We start from the raw sequence: 18,199 nt of genomic DNA, 5'->3' as shown, positions 1-18,199 counted from the left end.
TCTCCAGGCTTCGTCGAGCGCCGGCGCACACGGTGTTCCGCATGGCCGACTTCACCATCACAGAGTTCCGCGACGTCGTGAGCGCCTGCTTCGGCGGAGCAACCAGCGAGGAGATCAAGGACTCCACGCTGGACACCGATTTCACCGACCTGGGGTTCGACTCGCTGACCGTGTACGAGATCGTCCTGCGTATCCAGGACGACTTCGGCGTCACCATTCCCGACGAGGAGCTCGACGAACTCAAGACACCCGCCTCCCTCATCCAGCACGTCCGCGGTCAGCTCACCGCGGCCTGACCCCCGGACTCCGCGAGCCGGGTCAGCGCCTCGGCGAAGACCCGCTCGTCCTGCGGACCACCGCAGTCCCGGCCCCGCGCCAACAGGGGCACGACCTCGCTGGCGCCCTCCCGCACCGCGGGATGGTGCCGGGCGGGGGCGCCCAGGCTCCCGTCCGCGGACCCGTCGAGCAACAGCAGCCCCGGCCGTCGGCCCCAGGTGTCCAGCAGATGCCGCAGAGCGGGCCAGTACCGCACCGGGGTGGCCAGTTGGCCGCCCCAGAAGTGCGGGTCCCGGGCCTGCCGCACGGTCACCGGGACACCGGTGCGCGTCGAGACCACCGTGACTCCCGACCGGGGTGCCCGCGGCCCGAGGGCCACCAGTGCCTCACCGAAACGCAGGGCGGTGCTCTCCATGAGGGGACTGTGGAAGGCGTGGCCGGAGCGCAGCGCGCGCACGACCCGGCCACGGGCGCGCAACCGCTCCGCCGTTTCCGCCAGCGCCGCCGCCGGACCGGCGAGCACGGTCTGGCGCGGACCGTTGAGCGCGGCGACCGCCACCCCGGGCCCCAGGTCCGCGGACAGCTCCTGCGGGGTGCCCGCGACGGCGAGCATCCCCCCGTGACCCTCGTCCGTCAGGACCCGGGCCCTGGCCGAGGCGAGCGCGCCCACGTCCGCCGCGTCGAACACCCCCGCGAGGCAGGCCGCCGCGAGCTCGCCCACGCTGTGCCCGAGCAACAGGCCGGGCCCGCCGCCCGGCCCGCTCACGGCCCGCCCCAGCGCGTGCCCCACTCCCAGCAGCAGCGGCTGGGCGACGGCGGCGTCGTCCATGGCCGGGTTCGGGGCCGTCCGCAGCCAGTGCGTCCGCAGCAACGGCCCCTGCTCGCCCTGCTGGTCGAAGAACGCGTCCATGGACGCGGTGAACTCCCCGTGCGCGCCGTAGAGTCCGGCGGCCATGCGCTCGCGCTGTGCCCCCTGGCCCGGCAGCAGAAGCACACGTCGGCGTAGCTCCACAGAACCCTCCTCGTCCGTCCGCCGGCTCCTCCGGCGCGCGGCCGAGCCTCGCCGCGCCGTCTCGACCTGGAGTGGACCGGCGGTGGACCCGCCGGCCGGGGGCGCCAGTCGTATTCGAGCGGTGGTCGAGGAGCGGCACCGACAGTCGGAAGCAGCCGAACGAGGGGCAGGACAGTGAACCGAAGTGTCGCAATCACCGGAATCGGCGTCATCGCGCCGGGTGGGGTGGGGAAGAAGGCGTTCTGGGACCTGTTGGTCTCGGGCCGCACAGCCACCCGTACGATCTCCTTCTTCGACCCCTCCCGCTTCCGCTCCCAGGTCGCCGCCGAAGTCGACTTCGATCCACAGCGGTACGGGCTCAGCCCGCGGGAGGCCCGACGGCTCGACCGGGCGGCGCAGTTCGCCGTCGTCAGCGCCCGGGAGTGCCTGGCCGACAGCGGCCTGGAATTCGTGAAACTCGACCCGCACCGAACGGGTGTCAGCATCGGCAGCGCGGTCGGTGGCACCACCAGCCTGGAACGCGAGTACCTCGTCCTCAGTGACAGCGGGCGGCTGTGGGAGGTGGACAGCGACTACGTGTCGCCGCACCTGTTCGACGCCTTCGTACCCAGCTCCCTGGCCGCGGAGGTCGCGTGGACGGTGGGCGCCGAGGGACCCGCCACGGTGGTCTCCACCGGGTGCACCTCCGGGCTCGACTCGGTCGGCTACGCCCGGGACCTGATCGCCGAGGGCACCGTGGACGTCATGATCGCGGGGGGTGCGGACACCCCGATCTCACCGATCGCCGTCGCCTGCTTCGACGCGATCAAGGCCACCACTCCGCGCAACGACGACCCCGAGCACGCCTCGCGGCCGTTCGACCGCACCCGCAACGGATTCGTCCTGGCCGAAGGGGCCGCGATGTTCGTGCTGGAGGAGCTGGAGCACGCCAAGGCCAGGGGAGCCCACATCTACGGGCTGATCGGCGGCTACGCGACCCGTTGCAACGCGTACCACATGACCGGACTGCGCCCCGACGGCACCGAGATGGCCGATGCCATCCGCCACTCGCTCGACCAGGCGCGCCTGGCACCCGACCGGGTCGACTACGTCAACGCGCACGGTTCGGGCACCAAGCAGAACGACCGGCACGAGACCGCCGCGTTCAAGGAGACCCTCGGCGACCACGCCTACCGGGTCCCCGTCAGTTCCATCAAGTCCATGGTCGGGCACTCGCTGGGGGCGATCGGCTCGATCGAGATCGCCGCCTGCGCCCTGGCGATGGAGAACGGCGCCGTGCCGCCCACCGCCAACCTGCACGAGCCCGACCCCGAGTGCGACCTGGACTACGTACCCAACGAGGCCCGCGAACACCGCGTGGACAACGTCCTCAGCGTCGGCAGCGGCTTCGGCGGCTTCCAGTCCGCCATGGTCATCACCCGAGAGGAGACCGCGCGATGACAGCGACGGCCACAACGCCCGCCCCCGGAACGGCCGGGGACACCGCGCGGCCGAGCGCCGTCGTCACCGGCATCGGCGTCGCCGCCCCCAACGGCCTCGGCACCGAGGCGTGGTGGCAGGCGACCCTGCGCGGCGAGAGCGGCATCGGACCGGTCACCGACTACGACGCCTCCCGCTACCCGTCCCGGCTGATCGGCGCCATCGACGGGTTCGACGCGGCCGAGCACATCCCGGGACGGCTGCTCCCGCAGACCGACCGGGTGACCCGCCTCGCCCTGGTCGCCGGCGCCGAGGCCCTGGCCGACGCCGGCGCGGACCCGGCCGAACTCGCCGGGCAGGAGGGCTACGGCGACTACGCGCTCGGCGTGGTGACCTCCAACGCCACCGGCGGCTTCGGCTTCACCCACCGGGAGATCCGCAAACTGTGGACCGAGGGCCCGCAGAAGGTGAGCGTCTACGAGTCGTTCGCCTGGTTCTACGCGGTCAACACCGGGCAGCTCTCCATCCGCCACAAACTGCGCGGACCGAGCGGGGTCCTCGTCTCCGAGCAGGCGGGCGGGCTCGACGCCATCGGCCAGTCCCGCCGCACACTGCGGCAGGGCGTGAAGCTGTCACTGACCGGCGGCATGGACTCCTCCCTCGACCCCTGGGGGCTGACCTCCCACATCGCGAGCGGCCGGCTCTCCCGCGGCGCCGACCCGGCCACCGCCTACCTGCCCTTCGACGCCCGCGCCGCCGGGCACGTGCCCGGTGAGGGCGGCGCGATCCTCGTCATGGAGGACGCGACGGCGGCCCGGGCGCGCGGCGCACGGGTGTACGGCGAGATCGCCGGATACGCCGCCACCTTCTCCCCGAGGCCCGGATCAGGACGCCCGCCCGGCCTCGAACGCGCCGCGCGGCTCGCCCTCGCCGACAGCGGGCTGACCCCCGAAGCCGTCGACGTGGTCTTCGCCGACGCCGCCGGAACGCCCGCGGCCGACGAGGAGGAGGCAGCCGCCCTGCGCTCGCTCTTCGGGCCGTACGGCGTGTCGGTCACCGCCCCCAAGACGCTCACCGGCCGGCTGTACGGCGGGGGAGCCCCGCTCGACGTCGCGGGAGCGCTGCTCGCCCTGCGCGACGGAGTTGTGCCGCCCACCGCGGGCATCGCCAGCCCGGTCGCCGGACACCGGCTCGACCTCGTACGCGACACCCCCCGCGAAGCACCCCTGCGCACCGCGCTGGTGCTGGCCCGCGGCCACGGCGGCTTCAACGCCGCCGTCGTCGTCCGCGCCGCCGAAGCTTCCTGACACCCCGTTCCTTCCCCACACCCGGTCCCGCCCACCGGCGCCGGCCGGACACCACACACGAGGAGCTGTCCCATGGCCGTCATCACCCTCCACGACCTGGCAGGTGTGCTCACCGAGTGCGCCGGCGCCGACGAGAACGTCGTACTGACGTCCGAGAGCCTGGACGTCACCTTCACCGACCTCGGCTACGACTCGCTCGCCCTGCTCGAAACGGCGGCCGCCGTGCAGCAGCGCTACGGCGTCACCCTCTCCGACGAGGAGGTCACCGAGATCACCACCCCCCGGGAGTTCCTCGACCTCGTCAACCAGTCCGCCGTCCAGGCCGCCTGAGGGGAGGGGCCGACACATGGAGCAGGAACAGCGGACGACCCGGGGCACCGCCGTCGTCACCGGGGCGACCCGGGGCATCGGACGGTCCGTCGCCGAGTCACTGGGCGCCCTCGGGCACCCGCTCTACCTCTGCGCACGTGACGCGGAGGCGCTCGCCCAGACCGTCAAGGAACTGCGCGAGAGCGGTCTGACGGTGGACGGGCAGGCATGCGACGTCACCTCCCCGGACAGCGTGCGGCAGTTCGTGCAGTCCGCGGTCGACCGGTACGGGCCGGTCGAGGTACTCGTCAACAACGCCGGGCGCAGCGGGGGAGGCGTCACCGCCGAGGTCCCAGACGAGCTCTGGTTCGACGTCATCAACACCAACCTCAACAGCGTCTTCCTGGTCACCAAGCAGGTGCTGACGACCGGCCGCATGAGGGAACTGAAGCGCGCCAGGATCATCAGCATCGCCTCGACGGGCGGCAAGCAGGGAGTCGTCTTCGGCGCGCCCTACTCGGCGTCCAAGCACGGCGTCGTCGGGTTCACCAAGGCCCTGGGCCTGGAGCTCGCCAAGAGTGGCATCACCGTCAACGCCGTGTGCCCCGGTTACGTGGAAACACCCATGGCGGGCAACGTGCGCGCGCACTACGCCCGGCTCTGGGACACCACCGAGGACGAGGTCCTGGAGAAGTTCAACGCCAAGATCCCGCTCGGCCGTTACACCGAACCCGAGGAGGTCGCCGGGATGGTCGCCTACCTGGTCTCGGACGCGGCAGCGGCGGTCACGGCACAGGCGATCAACGTCTGCGGCGGCCTCGGCAACTACTGACACCCGCCCCGAGCCCCGGCACACACCGGACTGAGGAGAAGGACCGCGTGGACACCACGACGCAACCGAGAACCGCGGACAGCCCCACCGGCTCCGCCGAGCACGTCACGGAGCTGGCCGCACCGGCCGACCGCGCCTACCGGCTCATCGAGAACGTGGGGCGCTGGCCGTTGCTCTTCGCGCCCTGCATCTGGTCCCAGGAGCTGGAGCGCACCGACGGCGTCCAGCGCATCAGGCTCTGGGCGGTGGTCGGCCTGGAGGTGCGCAGCTGGACCTCGCGCCGGGAGCTCGACCCGGCGGGCAGGCGCATCGGCTTCGCCCAGGAGAACCCGGCACCGCCACTGACGGCGATGACCGGCCACTGGCTGTTCGAGGACGGCTCGCCCGGCAGGCTGGAACTCGGCCACCGCTGGAGCACGGCGGGCGACCCGCACGCGGCCGACCGGATCGCCGCCGCGCTGGACGCGAACAGCAACACGGAGATCGCGGCGCTGCGCAGCTGGGCGGAACGGGCGGAGGAGCCGGACTCCCTGATCCTGGCCTTCAGCGACCACGAGACGGTCGACGCGCCGGCAGCGGACGTCTACGAGTTCCTGTACCGCGCCGACCTGTGGCCCGAGTACCTGCCGCACGTCGCCGGGATCGACCTGGAGACCGTCCCGGCCGACGACACGACGGCCGGCGCCGACGTCCAGACGATGGACATGCAGACCTCGGCCGCCGACGGCAGCACCCACTTCACCCAGTCGGTACGGCTGTGCTTCGGGAAGGAGCGGATCGTCTACAAGCAGACGACGCCGCCGCGCGGTCTGCTGGCCCACACCGGCGAGTGGCTGGTGACCCGGGGCCCCGACGGCACCAGGGTCACCGCCCGGCACACCGTGGCGATCGATCCCGGCGCCGTCGAGGACGTCTTCGGGGCGGGCACCACCGTCGCCCAGGCGAAGGTGCGCGCCCGCGACATCATCGGCGCGAACAGCCGGGGCACGCTGCGCGCGATGCGCGACCGGCTCGGCGGCACCGGCGGTGGCCGGTGACCGCCGGCACCACGGCCGGGGCGCCGCCCAGGGCCCCCGGCCGGCTGGAGGAGGTGGCCGACGCGACGTACGCCTACATCCAGCCCGAGGGCGGCTGGTGCGTCAGCAACGCCGGGATCCTGCTCGAACCGGGCCGGGGCGGCAGGCCCGTCCTCGTCGACACGGCGGCCACCCTGGCCCGGGCCCGCGCCCTGCGCGCGGCCCTGCACGGCCTCACCCCCGAACGGCCCCGGCTGATCGTCAACACCCACTTCCACGGGGACCACACCTTCGGCAACGCCGAACTCGCGGGGCCGGACACCGTCGTCGTCGCCCACGAGCGCACCCGTACGGAGATGGCGGCGGCCGGACTCGGCCTGACCGGTCTGTGGCCCGCCGTGGAGTGGGGTGACATCCAGCTCATGCTCCCCGAGCTGACGTACCGCCAGGGGATCACCCTGCATCAGGGCGAGCGCGTGATCGAGCTGATCCACCCGGGACCCGCGCACACCACCAACGACACCCTGGTCTGGCTGCCGCGCGAGCGTGTGCTGTTCGCGGGGGACGTCGTCCTGCCCGGCTGCACGCCGTTCGTGCTGATGGGTTCCGTCGCGGGCAGCCTCGCAACCCTGCGCCTCCTGCGCGACCTGGAGCCGCTGACCGTCGTGGGCGGCCACGGACCGGTCAGCGGTCCCGAGGCGCTGGCCCACACGGAGGACTACTTCCGCCGGCTCCAGAGGATCGCGGCCGAGGGCCGGGCCGCCGGGCTCACGCCGCTCCAGCTCGCCAGGGAGGCGGGGCCGGGAGAGTTCGCCGGCCTGCTCGACCCCGAACGGCTGGTGGCCAACCTGCACCGCGCCTACTCCGAGCTGGCCGGTGAGCCGCTGGGCCAGGAGATGGACGTGATCGGGATCTTCGGCGAGATGGTCGAGTACAACGGCGGAGTCCTGCCCCGCTCCCATGCCTGAAGGCCCGCCACCCCCGACCTCGCCGGGCCTGTTCGACGGGCTGCTGCCGGACCGGGCGCACGCGGCGGACTGCCTCGGCGACCCGGCCTGGCTGCGCCCGCACCCGTTGGAGGAGGCGGAGCTCGGCCGGGCGGCGGTGGACCGGCGGCGCCGGGAGTTCGCCACCGCCCGCTGGTGCGCCCGCCGGGCGCTCGCGGCGGCCGGCGCACCCGACCCGTCCGGCCCGCTGCGGCGCGGACGGCGGGGTGAACCGCTGTGGCCGCCCGGATTCACGGGCAGCATCACGCACAGCGCCGCATACCGCGCCGCCGTGGCCGCCCCCGCCCGCCCGGGCGGGGTTCTCGGCATCGACGCGGAGCGCGCCGTGCCGCTGCGGCCCGCGATGCGGGCGGCGATCGCCTCGGACGAGGAACTGGCCCACCTGGCGGCGCTGCCGGCCGTGGCGGGGCTGCCCTGGGAGACACTGCTGTTCAGTGTCAAGGAGGCGGTCTACAAGGCCTGGAACCCGTTGACGGCCGCCCCGCTGACCTTCCGCTCGGTCCGCGTCGTGTTCCGGCCCCGTACGCACACCGGTTCGTGCGGCGGGACCACCGGCTCCCTGACGGCCGAGCCGACGGGCCCCCTCCAAGGGGCCACGCCCGCCCTGCCCGTGCTGTCCGGCCGCTACCGCGCCGCTTGCGGGCTGCTGGTCTCCGTCGTCCACAGCCGGCCTTCCGCGTAGGCCAGCGCCGCCGCGTCGAACTGCAGCGCGATGTGGGTCACCGACGCGTTCACGTCCCGCCAGTAGCGCTGCAACGGCCGGTCCCCGCTGAACCCCGTCGTCCCGCCGTTGGCCACCAGCCGGTTCACGGCCGAGGCCAGCATCCGTACGGCCAGAGCGGTGTCGCGCAGATTGCGCCGGATCTGCTCCGGCGTCACGTCCGCGCCGAGGTCGGCGACGCGCGCGCACCGTTCGAGCAGCAGCCGGGCTGCATCCGTCTCCCCGGCGGCATGGGCGAGCACTCCGGCGAGTGCCTCACGACTGGGGCCGGGAGCCTGCGGGTTCAGTACCGCGGACCGTGCCTTGACCTGTGCGTACGCCGTCCAGTGGCCGAGCGCCCCGTCTGCCGCGCCGAGCAGCGGCGCCGCGAAGGACAGCCCGTTGGACGCTTCCAGCGGCACCGTGTGGCAGGCGGCCACGGCGGAGACGGGCGTCCCGGTCAGCAGGCCGGCGCGGGCGAACGACCGCCGGGCGGGCACGAAGACGTCCGTGACGACCACGGTGTGGCTGCCGGTGGCCTTCATGCCGGCGCTGTCCCAGGTCTCCACGACGTCCACCGCGGCGCGGGGCACCGCGAAGACCCGGGGCGCGGCTCCGTCCGGCAGCGTGGCGCACAGCAGCAGCCAGTCCGCGTAGGCCACGGCGCTGACGTAGGGCCAGCGGCCGGACACGGTGTGGCCCCCGGCGGAGGGGGCGGCCTTGCCGAACGGGGAGAGCGAGCCGGCGACCAGTGCGTCGGGCCCCTGCTCCCACACCTCCTGCTGTCCCCCGGCCGGCAGGTAGGCCGCCATCCGGCCCAGGTTCGCCGCCAGCGAGGCGCACCAGGCGGTGGCGGGACAGGCGGCGCCGACCCGCGCCACGGCGTCCGTGAGGTCCGCGAAGGTGCCCTCGGTGCCCCCGTGGGCACGGGGCACGAAATGACGGGCGAATCCGGCGCCCAACAGCAGTTTGACCACGTCGGGGTCGAGTGCGCGGGCTTCCTCGGCCGTCTGCGCGGATGCGGCGGCCTGTCGGGCCAGTTCCTCGGTGTCCAGCATGGTTGTGCCTCCCATGGACCGCGTCGTGCGCGGTCTGCGTTCGCGCACCCGTCGCCGTCACGCTTCCGCCCGGCGCTGGAAGGCGGCTGGAGACCGGCTCGACAGACGGCCCCCGCCGCTGCCGAGCGGCGGAGGAACGCCTCAGCCGTCACCGGGCGGAAGCAGCCCTCGCAGCAGCTGGTCGAGCCCGTCCTTGATGCGCTGCGGGGAGAAGCCGCCCGAGCGCACCTGATGGTCGATCAGGCTGGGAGCGAAGGGTGCGAGCAGGGCGTCCGCCAGGTACGCCGCGTCCGCGTCCGGGCGCAGCTCGGCCACCAGGCCGCTGGTGTGGGTGTGCTGGAAGGCGTACGAGGCGTTGCGGTAGCGCGCGGAGGGGGAGCTCGACTCGGCCAGCAGCAGCAGCGGGCGCTGTTCCACCGAGAGGTCGACGAGCGCGTTGAGGAAGGCGCGGAGCCGCTCCTGAGGAGCGCCTCGTGGCCCCAGTGGCGGGGGACCGTCCGCGATCCGGGCGCGGAACAGCTCGTCCTGCTCCTCCAGCAGGGCGAAGACCAGCCCCGCGCGGTCCCCGAAGCGCCGGTAGACCGTACCCACTCCCACGTCGGCCGCCCTGGCCACCTCGTCCAGCGCGAGCCGCTCCACGCCGCCCGCCGCCACCATGCGGGCGGCGGCGGTCAGGATGCGGTGGCGGTTGCGCGCCGCGTCGGCGCGTTCGGGAGCTGCGGACATGGCCGAGAGCATAGTTCGGCCGCTCAAGCGGCTCGCGAGGCAGTTCCTTGCGAAGTGGAAGTTTTTCCGTTTAGGCTCGCGTGGACCACGCCGAACAGTTCCCCGCTTGTCCCGACGGAGAGGAAGTCCCCCATGACTTCAGTGCAGTTCGACCCCGCGCCCACCACTCCCGCCGAGGGCGACCCGGGTGCGTACAACCTTCAGGTCATCCAGCAGTTCCGGGAGAACGGCGGCAAGGTCGGGGGCCACTTCGAGGGCGCGGCGCTGATTCTGCTCACCACCAGGGGCGCCAGGTCCGGCCTCGCCCGCACCGTGCCCACGCTCTACTTCGGGCAGCCGGACGGCAGCCTGCTCGTCTTCGGCAGCAACGGCGGCGCGGCCACCCACCCCGCCTGGTACCACAACATCAAGGTGAACCCGCAGGTGACCGTCGAGGCAGGCGGCGAGACCTACGCGGCCGTCGCACGCGAGGTGCCGTCCGGCGAGGAGCGCGACCGCCTCTTCGCCGAGGCGTCCGCCGAGGTGCAGGCGTTCGCCGACTACCAGGCCGGTACCGAGCGGCAGATCCCGTTGGTCGTCCTGAGCCGGAAGGACTGAACCGTGCGCTACACACTGCTCGGCAGGACCGGAGTCCGGATATCCCGGCTGGCGCTGGGCACCATGACGTTCGGCGACGACTGGAAGCTGCCCGGACAGGTCCACGAGAGGATCCTCGGGCAGTACGCCGACGCGGGCGGCAACTTCATCGACACCGCCAACGAGTACGGCGACGGCTCGGCGGAGACGACGCTCGGCAAGCTGCTCGCCGGCCGCCGCGACCGTTTCGTCCTCAGCACCAAGTACACGATGCAGACCCACCCGGGCGACCCGAACTCCGCGGGCAACCACCGCAAGAACCTCGTGCGTTCCCTGGAGGCGAGCCTGCGCCGCCTCGGCACCGACCACCTCGACGTGCTCTGGGTCCACGCCCGGGACACCCTCACGCCGGTGCCCGAGGTGATGCGCGCCCTCGACGACCAGGTGCGCGCGGGCAAGGTGCTCTACGTCGGCGTGTCCGACTGGCCGGCCTGGGAGGTGGCGCAGGCCAACACCCTGGCCGAACTGCGCGACTGGTCGCCGTTCGCCGGACTCCAGATCAGGTACAACCTGCTCGAACGCACCGTCGAGCGCGAACTCCTGCCCATGGCCCACGCCTTCGACCTCCCGGTCTTCGCCTGGGGTCCGCTGGCCGACGGCCGGCTCACCGGCAAGTACCTGCGGTCCGAGGGCGGCAGGCTGGACCACGTGGCCTGGGGCCAGGGCGGCAGGGGGCCGGGTGACGACGTCGTGGAGGAGACGGTACGGGTCGCCGAGGCGGCGGGTCTCAGCCCCGCGCAGGTGGCGCTCGCCTGGCTGCTGTCCCGGCCGGGCAACGTGGTGCCCATCATGGGAGCCACCAAGGAGGAGCAGCTCGCCGACAACCTCGCGGCCGTCGAGGCGGTCCTGGAGGACGAGTGGCTGGCACGCCTCGACGAGGTCAGCCGGGTGGAACCGGGCTTCCCGCACGACTTCCTCCGCTTCCCCGCGATGCGGGACGCGATCTACGGCGACGGCTGGCAGCAGGTCGACGACCTGCGCTCCACCGCCCGGCGGGTACCGGCCGACGACCGGTACACGACGGCGCGGTAGGCCGGCGGCAGGGAACGCCGAGGCGGCGGAAGGGCATCGGCCCCTCCGCCGCCTCGTGGCTTGTCCGCCCGCCGCCGGGTGACGGTCAGGCGTCCTTCACGTTGACCGTCTCCGACAGATTCACCTTCGCCACGATGTGCTCCACCTTCACCCGGACGACGACGCCGTTCGGGATCGTGAACCGGTCGGAGAACTCCTCCTCGCGCGCCCGGCCGTGGTAGCGGCCGCCTATCCGGGCGGTCCAGGTCCGCAGCTCGTCCAGGTCCTCGCTGAGCGTCGCCCTGCCCCGCACGAGCACGAAGGAGAACGGCGGCCGCTCGTCGTCCCACAGCATGGCGATCCGGCCGTCCCGCTGGAGGGAGCGGCCCTTCACGCTGTCCTTCTGGCAGGTGTAGATGATGTCGTCGCCGTCCATGATCACGCCGACCGGGACGACGTGCGGACTGCCGTCCTTACGGACCACCGAGGCCTTCGCGGTCCTCGGCGGGTCCGCCATGATGAACTCGCGCCACCAGCCCTCGGGGGCATCCACATACTCGGGCACGTCTACTCCTTCTTCTGCTGGGTCGGGTCGTCGTTCTCTGCGCGCCGCCAGGTCAGGACGCGTTCGGGCGCGCGGCCGCCCACCGGGTTCACGGCCGTGCCGCGGAGCGAGAGCGCCCGGCCGTCGAGGGCGACACGGCGCACCTGCTCGGTGCCCGCCATCCGCGGATGCGCGCTGACGACGACCGTGTGCGTCATCTCGTCGCCGGCCAGCCGCCACCGCCCGGAGTACCCCATGTACGTCTCCAGGGCGGGGCCCTCACCCGTCTTCATCATGCTGACCGCGACATGACCGTCCGCGGTGTAGATCAGCAGCCCCGCCGGTGAGTCGCCCAGGGGGCCGGCCACCGTCGAGCCCGCCTCGTCCACCTCGGTGTACGAGTCGAGCCGCCACACCCCGACGACATCGTCCGGGGTCATCGCACACGCCGGCTGGAGACCCGGTACGGGCCGAGCCGGAAGGACGCGCCCTGTCCGAAGAGCCGGCCGGCGTCGGTGCTCGACTCGTCGGCGAAGTCCAGCTCGGCGGGTGCGCCCACCGAGGGCCGGTAGTACGTCGTGTGGGCCCGCGAGGAGAGCCGGACGAGCCCCTTGCCGGTGGGCCAGGACGCGTCCAGCAGGGTGAGCAGTCCGAGTCCCGCGTTGAGCTGCCGCGGCCTGACCGGCGTCTCCTCGCCGCCCTCGTCGAGGGTCGCGGTCGAGCGGTCCAGCCGGAAGCCGATGCGGTCCACGCGGAAGACCTCACGGCCGTCGATCAGCCAGCGGACGACGCCGGCGGCGCGGTCGTAGGCGATGCCGAAGCGGTGGGTGTCGTCGGGGCGGCGACCGGCGAGCGGCACCGTGTGGGCGAACGAGGCGTAGTCGCCCAGCTCGCCGCGCAGGAAGGTGGGCCGGCCGTACCACGCGTAGATCCGCTTGTTGGTGACGACGAAGTCGAAGGAGACGGAGGTCTCCGGGTCCGTCGTCAGCATCATGGCGGAGGCGAGGCGCAGGTCGTCGTCCGGGTCGCTCACCGCGTCGCCGAACGGGTGCCCGGCGGTGCCGTAGGTCCGTCCGGAGAGCCGGGTCTCGAAGAGCAGTTCGTAGCCGTCCTCGGCGTCGAAGCCGGGGTGCCCGCTCGTCGCGGTGTGGCTGGTGTAGGCGATGAACTTGGCGTGGTCGCCCGAGCCGGGCATACCGATGGGGTTGTCGGCGGGGATGGTCTGGGTGAACGCCGGCTCGCCCGTCACCGGATGGCTGCCGCGTGCCCGGACGGACAGTTCGCCCTTGCGGGTGGTGACGACGCCGTCGTCGGCCCGGTACGGGCCCCCGGCCACGTGGAACCAGCGGGCGTCGTCGCCGTCGGCGCGGAAGCCGTCGGCGAAGTCGTCCCAGACCATGCGGTAGTCGCGGCTGTCCCGTCGTGCCGTCGCCGTCCCGGGCGTCGCCATGACGGTGCCCAGCGCGGCGGCGGCCAGCAGCACGGCGTGCCGGGAGACGAATGTTCTGCGCGGCATGGGAGCCGCCCCTTTCCTCGTCGGATGCTCGTTCGGAGCCGGAAGGGCCGGAAGGCCCGGCCGCTCGGGGCCGGGTACGTCGGTCGGACTCACCGGTGGCCCTCCAGCACGGCGGAGACCGCCGCGGCGAAGGAGTCCACGACCGTGTCGGCCCCGGCCCGCTTCAGTTCGTCCGGTGCGGACACCCCGTACGACACGCCGATCACGGTCATCCCGGCCGCCCGTCCCATCTCGGCGTCGGGAACCCCGTCGCCGATGACGACGCACTGCCCGGGAGGCAGACCGAGCTTCCCGGCGACGTGCAGGGCCATGTCCGGGTTCGGCTTTCCGCGGGCCACGGTGTCGTCGCCCGCGATGACGCGCAGCCAGGCGTCCAGGCCGGTGAGCTGTGCGATCGCGTGCGCGGCCTTCTCCACCTTCGAGGTCGCCAGTGCCAGCCCGAAGCCGGCCCGGGACAGGGTCTCCAGACCGTCGAGGACACCGGGGTAGAGCAGTGCGGGACCGGCGGCCCGCACGTGCGCGCCGAACCGTCGCCCGTACTCCTCGGTCGCGGCGGTCACCTTCGGGTCGTCGACGGGAAGCTCCATCAGACCGGCGAGCGACGCGGGCAGCGGGCGTCCGACCGTGGCCAGGACCGCCTGACGGGAGACCTGGGTGCCCGCCGCCGCCAGGACCTCGGCGGTGATGGTGGCGATCGCCGCGGGGGTGTCGGCCAGCGTCCCGTCCAGATCCAGGATCACCCCGCGGGTCGCCGCGGGGGCGGTCACCGCTCGGCCTGCACGGAGCTCAGGGCCACGGAGAACTCGCCGGCGACCCGGGCCGTGCTCAGCAGCAGCGACCGTCCGGCCTTCGGCATCATGCCGTCGGACGCCCTGGCGAGCGCCTTCATCAGGTACGGGCTGACCGCGTTGCCCACGATGCCGTCCTGGTCGCATTGGGCGAGGGCGTCGGCGATGGCCGCCTCGACCACGTCGTTGTCCACCGCGTCCCGCTCGTCGATCGGGCTGGTGAGCAGGACCGTCCCCGGCCCGTTGACCTCCCAGTGCGCCTCGGCCGCACGGGCTGCGGTGTGCAGGTCGTCCATCCGCTGCACGCGTACGTCGGCCTCGCGCACGACGAACGCCGGCAGCCGGTCCGTGCGGTACCCGAACACCGGGATGCCCGCGGTCTCCAGGTACTCGGCGGTGAGCCGGTGGTCGAGGATGCTCTTGGCGCCGCCCGAGACCACGGTCATCCGGGTACGGCGGAACTGGAGCAGGTCGGGGGAGATGTCGAGGGTGTCCTGCCCCCGCCGGTGCACGCCGCCGATACCCGCGGTGGTGAACACCTGGATGCCCGCCCGTTCGGCGATCACGATCGTGCCCGCCACCGTCGTCGCCCCGAGCCCGCCGCCCGCCAGCGCGGCACCGATGTCACGGGCGCTGATCTTCGGGATTCCCTTCGTGGCCGAGAAGCGCTCGATGAGCGCGTCGGTCAGGCCGACGACGAGCTTCCCGCCGGCGATGCCGATGGTCGCGGGCACCGCCCCGGCGTCCCGCACCGCCTTCTCGATCAGCGAGGCGGTCTCGGACGAGGGGTCGGTGGTGATGAGCGACGACTCCAGCGCCACCACCGGACGGCGCTCCGCCAGGGCGGTGGCGATCTCCTCGCTGACCTCGAGCAGCGGATCGGACTGTCGTTCCATGTCCGGGGTGTCCTTCCTCATGGGTGAGAGCTGGCTCGGCCACCATCAGGGCCCCCGCTGGAGTGCCGGTCGAGCAGCCGTCGAAGCCGGCGCCGCAGCGGCGCTCCAGAGAAAATCCGGTGACGCACGCCACAGTGGCCGGACCTGAACACCGTTGAAGCAGGGGGCAGTTGTGGCAAGGCGAACGGCAAGACGCAAGCTGGCGTACGCACTGGTGGCCGGAGTGGCGGTGACGGCACTGCTGCCGGCCACCGCGCAGTCCGTCCCGAAGGCGACGGGGACCGGCACGGTCCTGTTCAAGGACGGGTTCGGTACCGGGTTCGACTCCGGCGAGAACGGCGACTGGATGGTCCTCGGCGACGAGCACTGGCCGGACGGCGACGCGGTCATCTCCACCGAGGGCGGTGTGCTCGACGTGAAGCCGACCGGTGTCAACCCGAAGACCGGTCACCCGGCCTACGCGAGGAGCGTGGGACCCGAGGGTGGCGTCGAGGGTGCGGACGACCACATCAAGTGGATCGCCTTCCCCAACCGCTACACCGCCGACGGAACCCCTGGCTTCGAGGTCCCGGACACCGGGTCCATCAGCTGCGAGCACCGGGTGGCGAGCCGGACCTTCGGCACCGAGAACCCGTTCGGGCCCACCGTCAAGGATCCCGCGTCCGACATCCGGCTGGCCTCCATCGCGCTGATCACCGCGGACTTCGAGTCCCAGGCGATCGCCGACTTCTCGGTCACCAACGACACCGTGTACGCCATCTACGAGCGGTTGCCGAGCGCGACCGAGGACTACGCGGCGTACGGCTACGCGATACCGGTCGCCAGGACCACACCGGGGCGGATGCACGACCTGGAGGTGCGCATCGACCAGGGCGGCAAGCGCGTGACCTGGTACGTGGACGGCGCGCAGAAGCTGCGCACCGACAAGATCGGAACGCGCGCCTTCGACCGCAAGTACATGACGCTGGACCACGGTGGCACCGAGGAGCTGCTGACGCTCGATCAGATCAGTTGCGGGATGGCGCTGGGCAGCCTGCTGGACGGTGCCAAGCCGGGCGCGTCCGACGGCACGGCGCTGGTCAGGCTCAAGGACAGGCAGGACTTCTACTACGACCCGCGGGCCGGTGAACCCGTGGAGCAGAAGTTCGTCGACCCCGAGAGCCGTGTCGAGAACCGGCTCTTCGGCCAGGGAGCCCGGATGTGGCTCGACGCGAGCAGGGTCGTCGTCAGGCCCTGACCGGGCGGGCGGACGCCGTACGGGCGATGGAGCGGGACCCCCTGGTGGGAGGTCCCGCTCCATCGCCATGTGCCGGTGCGGTCGAGCCGGCCGGTCCGTCAGCCGGCCGGTCCCTCAGCCCGCCCTGAGCAGGAGTCCGGGCTCGGGGGAGGAGTCGCTCAGCCGGCCCTGGTCCCCGCTCAGCACCTCCTGGTGGAGCCGCTGGATCCGGCCGGACGGCTCGACCCCCAGTTCACCGACGAGTGTGGCCCGCAGCTGCTGGTACACCTCCAGCGCCCGCCAGTTGTGACCGGAACGGCACAGCGCGATCATCAGCTGGGCGTGGAAGCTCTCGTGCAGCGGGTGCCGGGCCACCAGCATGCGCAGTTCGCCGATGAGGTCGGCGTGCCGGCCGAGCCGGAGGTCGGCCTCCACCCGCAGTTCGAGCGCCCGGGCCCTGCCCTCCTCGATGCCCAGGATCTCGGTGTCCAGGAGTGGCCCCGTCGGCACGTCGACGAGTGCCGGGCCCTGCCACAGGCCGAGCGCACGGCCGAGCAGTTCGGCCGCACGGCCGGCCTCTCCCCGCTCCAGCGCCGAGCTCCCTTCCGCGGTGAGCCGCTGGAAGTCGACGACGTCGCTGCTGACGACAGGCTCGCTGAGCTGGTATCCGCCGAACCGCGTGGTCAGCACGTCCTTGGCCGTCGGCCGGCGTGCGTCGGGCCGCGCCGCGCTGATCCTGCGGCGGAGCTGGAGTATGTAGGTCTGGAGCGTGGTCTGCGCGCTGCGGGGTATCCGGTCCCCCCAGATCTCCTCCATCAGGACCGGGACGGGCACGATCCGTCCTGCCCGCAGGGCGAGGAGAGCCAATATCTGACGGGGTTTGCCGGCACTCGGAACGACCGATGTGCCGTCGAGGCGTACGTCGAGCGGTCCCAATACTTTGATTTCCACAACCAGGCCCCCTGTTCGGAAATTTCAACGGGAGCCTTGCAGAGGAAATTGAATCCTCACAGTGAATCCGTCATGAAACCGTCCATGAATTCGTCACGTATGGCTGGTGAGGGGTTGCAGTGGGGCCGGATCAAGCCAAGTTCAGAATTAATAAATACGATACGGCGACGTCATTGCGGGCGTCGAGTGTGAAATTCGCCACGGCTGCGGAGGGGTGGCCGATTTTGCGTAACGTGAATTTCTCACGGTGGGGGGCCGGATGCAACGTAAGCCCCGTTCCACATGCTGGAACGGGGCTTACGCGAGTGTCCGGAAAACGTCCGGCCCATGAATGCCGACCGCTGGGGTCAGTTCCGTCGGCAGTCCACGTGGCTGATCGCCTTCCATGACTCGCCGGGGAACCGGATGAATGCGTCGTCGGTGAACCGGTCGCCGTCGACGATACGGAACTCGTCCTTGCTGTCGACATGTCCTGCGGGTGTCACGTAAGGACCCTGGAAGCGCAACATGCCGTTCTTCCAGCCGTGGGACGACGCGGTCCCGGTATTGCCCCAGGTGTCCCAGTAGAACGAGGTGAACTCGTTGTCGATCGCGTTACGGCCGAACACCCAGCGACCTTCGAAAGCGGGCGTGGTGCCGATCAGGTCCATCTCGTAGAACGCGCCGCCGAGGGTCTTCTCCGTCTTCCAGTCCACGTTCACCGTGACGGGCTCGGCAAGGGTGAGATCGGTGTACGCGCAACTGAAGTCACCGAGCAGGAAGTCCAGTCCGGTGATGGGGCCGGCGCCGGTCCTTCCCTCGGGAGCGGCCTGCTGTCCCCAGGCGGTCACGGAGCCCGCGGAGACGAGTGCGAGCGCGCCGGCCAGAGCTGCGAGCACGCGACGCCGGAACCGGGTGGAAGGTGTGGTGGGCATGGGGCACTTCCTTCTGTGAAAGGGGATGTGCCGCACACGTTTGCGGGTCGGGCTGGAGGGCGGGT

The 18,199-nt window shown here is 72.1% G+C and carries 21 protein-coding genes; 11 read left to right on the top strand and 10 right to left on the bottom strand.

The window, feature by feature from the left end:
* Positions 1–41: 41 nt before the first annotated feature.
* On the top strand, positions 42–296 hold the full coding sequence (locus tag AB0C82_RS07305) for an acyl carrier protein (protein ID WP_362837285.1): 255 nt from the start codon (positions 42–44) through the stop codon (positions 294–296).
* Here the strand turns inward: AB0C82_RS07305 and AB0C82_RS07300 are convergent.
* Positions 278–1,288, bottom strand: a complete 1,011-nt coding sequence (locus AB0C82_RS07300; protein WP_362837283.1) for an acyltransferase domain-containing protein — start codon at positions 1,286–1,288, stop codon at positions 278–280. The two genes, AB0C82_RS07305 and AB0C82_RS07300, sit on opposite strands and share 19 nt — an antisense overlap.
* A 174-nt stretch (positions 1,289–1,462) precedes the next feature.
* Here AB0C82_RS07300 and AB0C82_RS07295 point away from each other — a divergent pair, with 174 nt between their 5' ends.
* The 7 genes from AB0C82_RS07295 to AB0C82_RS07265 all read left to right on the top strand — a co-directional run bounded on the left by AB0C82_RS07295 (position 1,463) and on the right by AB0C82_RS07265 (position 7,860).
* A complete protein-coding gene (locus tag AB0C82_RS07295; RefSeq protein ID WP_362837281.1) occupies positions 1,463–2,728 on the top strand; it encodes a beta-ketoacyl-[acyl-carrier-protein] synthase family protein in 1,266 nt (421 codons plus the stop codon).
* The gene (locus tag AB0C82_RS07290) at positions 2,725–4,014 is read left to right on the top strand and encodes a ketosynthase chain-length factor (RefSeq protein WP_362837279.1); all 1,290 of its coding nucleotides are present in this window, start codon (positions 2,725–2,727) and stop codon (positions 4,012–4,014) included. Before AB0C82_RS07295 ends, AB0C82_RS07290 begins: the two co-directional genes overlap by 4 nt.
* A gap of 72 nt (positions 4,015–4,086) precedes the next feature.
* On the top strand, positions 4,087–4,344 hold the full coding sequence (locus AB0C82_RS07285; protein WP_362837277.1) for an acyl carrier protein: 258 nt from the start codon (positions 4,087–4,089) through the stop codon (positions 4,342–4,344).
* Between the two features lie 16 nt (positions 4,345–4,360).
* Positions 4,361–5,155 (top strand): SDR family NAD(P)-dependent oxidoreductase, encoded by a 795-nt coding sequence (locus tag AB0C82_RS07280; protein WP_362837275.1) that lies wholly within the window; start codon positions 4,361–4,363, stop codon positions 5,153–5,155.
* 47 nt (positions 5,156–5,202) lie between these two features.
* Complete coding sequence (locus AB0C82_RS07275) at positions 5,203–6,192, top strand: aromatase/cyclase (RefSeq protein WP_362837273.1); 990 nt, start codon at positions 5,203–5,205, stop codon at positions 6,190–6,192.
* The gene (locus AB0C82_RS07270) at positions 6,189–7,139 is read left to right on the top strand and encodes an MBL fold metallo-hydrolase (RefSeq protein WP_362837271.1); all 951 of its coding nucleotides are present in this window, start codon (positions 6,189–6,191) and stop codon (positions 7,137–7,139) included. The genes AB0C82_RS07275 and AB0C82_RS07270 overlap by 4 nt, the downstream gene beginning before the upstream one ends.
* Entirely contained in the window at positions 7,132–7,860 is a 729-nt protein-coding gene (locus tag AB0C82_RS07265; protein ID WP_362837269.1) for a 4'-phosphopantetheinyl transferase superfamily protein, read from the top strand. Before AB0C82_RS07270 ends, AB0C82_RS07265 begins: the two co-directional genes overlap by 8 nt.
* Here the strand turns inward: AB0C82_RS07265 and AB0C82_RS07260 are convergent.
* Positions 7,803–8,936, bottom strand: a complete 1,134-nt coding sequence (locus AB0C82_RS07260; protein WP_362837267.1) for a hydrolase — start codon at positions 8,934–8,936, stop codon at positions 7,803–7,805. The genes AB0C82_RS07265 and AB0C82_RS07260 overlap by 58 nt on opposite strands.
* Positions 8,937–9,077: 141 nt before the next feature.
* Complete coding sequence (locus AB0C82_RS07255) at positions 9,078–9,662, bottom strand: TetR/AcrR family transcriptional regulator (protein ID WP_362837265.1); 585 nt, start codon at positions 9,660–9,662, stop codon at positions 9,078–9,080.
* Positions 9,663–9,794: 132 nt separating this feature from the next.
* On the opposite strand from AB0C82_RS07255, the gene AB0C82_RS07250 reads away from it, so the two are divergent.
* Entirely contained in the window at positions 9,795–10,259 is a 465-nt protein-coding gene (locus AB0C82_RS07250; protein WP_362837263.1) for a nitroreductase family deazaflavin-dependent oxidoreductase, read from the top strand.
* Positions 10,260–10,262: 3 nt separating this feature from the next.
* Entirely contained in the window at positions 10,263–11,330 is a 1,068-nt protein-coding gene (locus AB0C82_RS07245; RefSeq protein WP_362837261.1) for an aldo/keto reductase, read from the top strand.
* An 85-nt stretch (positions 11,331–11,415) separates the two neighbouring features.
* On the opposite strand, the gene AB0C82_RS07240 is transcribed toward AB0C82_RS07245, so the two are convergent.
* From AB0C82_RS07240 to AB0C82_RS07220, 5 genes are all read right to left on the bottom strand, one after another.
* Entirely contained in the window at positions 11,416–11,874 is a 459-nt protein-coding gene (locus AB0C82_RS07240) for a PPOX class F420-dependent oxidoreductase (protein WP_362837259.1), read from the bottom strand.
* Between the two features lie 2 nt (positions 11,875–11,876).
* Entirely contained in the window at positions 11,877–12,293 is a 417-nt protein-coding gene (locus AB0C82_RS07235; protein ID WP_362837257.1) for a lipocalin-like domain-containing protein, read from the bottom strand.
* Complete coding sequence (locus AB0C82_RS07230; protein ID WP_362837255.1) at positions 12,290–13,369, bottom strand: DUF6081 family protein; 1,080 nt, start codon at positions 13,367–13,369, stop codon at positions 12,290–12,292. The genes AB0C82_RS07235 and AB0C82_RS07230 overlap by 4 nt, the downstream gene beginning before the upstream one ends.
* Positions 13,370–13,458: 89 nt before the next feature.
* Positions 13,459–14,136 carry an HAD family hydrolase gene (locus AB0C82_RS07225; protein ID WP_362837252.1) on the bottom strand — a complete coding sequence of 226 codons (678 nt, stop codon included), beginning with the start codon at positions 14,134–14,136 and terminating at the stop codon, positions 13,459–13,461.
* On the bottom strand, positions 14,133–15,053 hold the full coding sequence (locus AB0C82_RS07220) for a pseudouridine-5'-phosphate glycosidase (protein ID WP_362837250.1): 921 nt from the start codon (positions 15,051–15,053) through the stop codon (positions 14,133–14,135). The genes AB0C82_RS07225 and AB0C82_RS07220 overlap by 4 nt, the downstream gene beginning before the upstream one ends.
* Positions 15,054–15,225: 172 nt before the next feature.
* Between AB0C82_RS07220 and AB0C82_RS07215 the strand changes: the two genes are divergently transcribed.
* Positions 15,226–16,290 carry a DUF6081 family protein gene (locus tag AB0C82_RS07215; protein ID WP_362837248.1) on the top strand — a complete coding sequence of 355 codons (1,065 nt, stop codon included), beginning with the start codon at positions 15,226–15,228 and terminating at the stop codon, positions 16,288–16,290.
* Positions 16,291–16,404: 114 nt separating this feature from the next.
* On the opposite strand, the gene AB0C82_RS07210 is transcribed toward AB0C82_RS07215, so the two are convergent.
* Together AB0C82_RS07210 and AB0C82_RS07205 are read right to left on the bottom strand one after the other, a co-directional pair.
* Entirely contained in the window at positions 16,405–17,220 is an 816-nt protein-coding gene (locus tag AB0C82_RS07210; protein ID WP_362837246.1) for an AfsR/SARP family transcriptional regulator, read from the bottom strand.
* Positions 17,221–17,567: 347 nt separating this feature from the next.
* Positions 17,568–18,134, bottom strand: coding sequence for a hypothetical protein (locus AB0C82_RS07205; protein WP_362837244.1), 567 nt, complete (start codon positions 18,132–18,134; stop codon positions 17,568–17,570).
* Positions 18,135–18,199: the final 65 nt, after the last annotated feature.

This window comes from Streptomyces sp. NPDC048560 (assembly GCF_040650955.1).
Classification (GTDB): Bacteria; Actinomycetota; Actinomycetes; order Streptomycetales; family Streptomycetaceae; genus Streptomyces.
The sequence above is the reverse complement of the archived record's forward strand: the minus strand, read 5'-3'. Positions and strand labels throughout refer to the sequence as shown.

What these genes read in the sequence shown, in the direction of transcription:
- AB0C82_RS07305 (WP_362837285.1), top strand. Translation starts at nt 42, where the DNA reads ATGGCCGACTTCACCATCACAGAGTTCCGCGACGTCGTGAGCGCCTGC.
- AB0C82_RS07290 (WP_362837279.1), top strand. Translation starts at nt 2,725, where the DNA reads ATGACAGCGACGGCCACAACGCCCGCCCCCGGAACGGCCGGGGACACC.
- AB0C82_RS07285 (WP_362837277.1), top strand. Translation starts at nt 4,087, where the DNA reads ATGGCCGTCATCACCCTCCACGACCTGGCAGGTGTGCTCACCGAGTGC.
- AB0C82_RS07280 (WP_362837275.1), top strand. Translation starts at nt 4,361, where the DNA reads ATGGAGCAGGAACAGCGGACGACCCGGGGCACCGCCGTCGTCACCGGG.
- AB0C82_RS07265 (WP_362837269.1), top strand. Translation starts at nt 7,132, where the DNA reads ATGCCTGAAGGCCCGCCACCCCCGACCTCGCCGGGCCTGTTCGACGGG.
- AB0C82_RS07260 (WP_362837267.1), bottom strand. Translation starts at nt 8,936, where the DNA reads ATGCTGGACACCGAGGAACTGGCCCGACAGGCCGCCGCATCCGCGCAG.
- AB0C82_RS07255 (WP_362837265.1), bottom strand. Translation starts at nt 9,662, where the DNA reads ATGTCCGCAGCTCCCGAACGCGCCGACGCGGCGCGCAACCGCCACCGC.
- AB0C82_RS07250 (WP_362837263.1), top strand. Translation starts at nt 9,795, where the DNA reads ATGACTTCAGTGCAGTTCGACCCCGCGCCCACCACTCCCGCCGAGGGC.
- AB0C82_RS07235 (WP_362837257.1), bottom strand. Translation starts at nt 12,293, where the DNA reads ATGACCCCGGACGATGTCGTCGGGGTGTGGCGGCTCGACTCGTACACC.
- AB0C82_RS07230 (WP_362837255.1), bottom strand. Translation starts at nt 13,369, where the DNA reads ATGCCGCGCAGAACATTCGTCTCCCGGCACGCCGTGCTGCTGGCCGCC.
- AB0C82_RS07220 (WP_362837250.1), bottom strand. Translation starts at nt 15,053, where the DNA reads ATGGAACGACAGTCCGATCCGCTGCTCGAGGTCAGCGAGGAGATCGCC.
- AB0C82_RS07205 (WP_362837244.1), bottom strand. Translation starts at nt 18,134, where the DNA reads ATGCCCACCACACCTTCCACCCGGTTCCGGCGTCGCGTGCTCGCAGCT.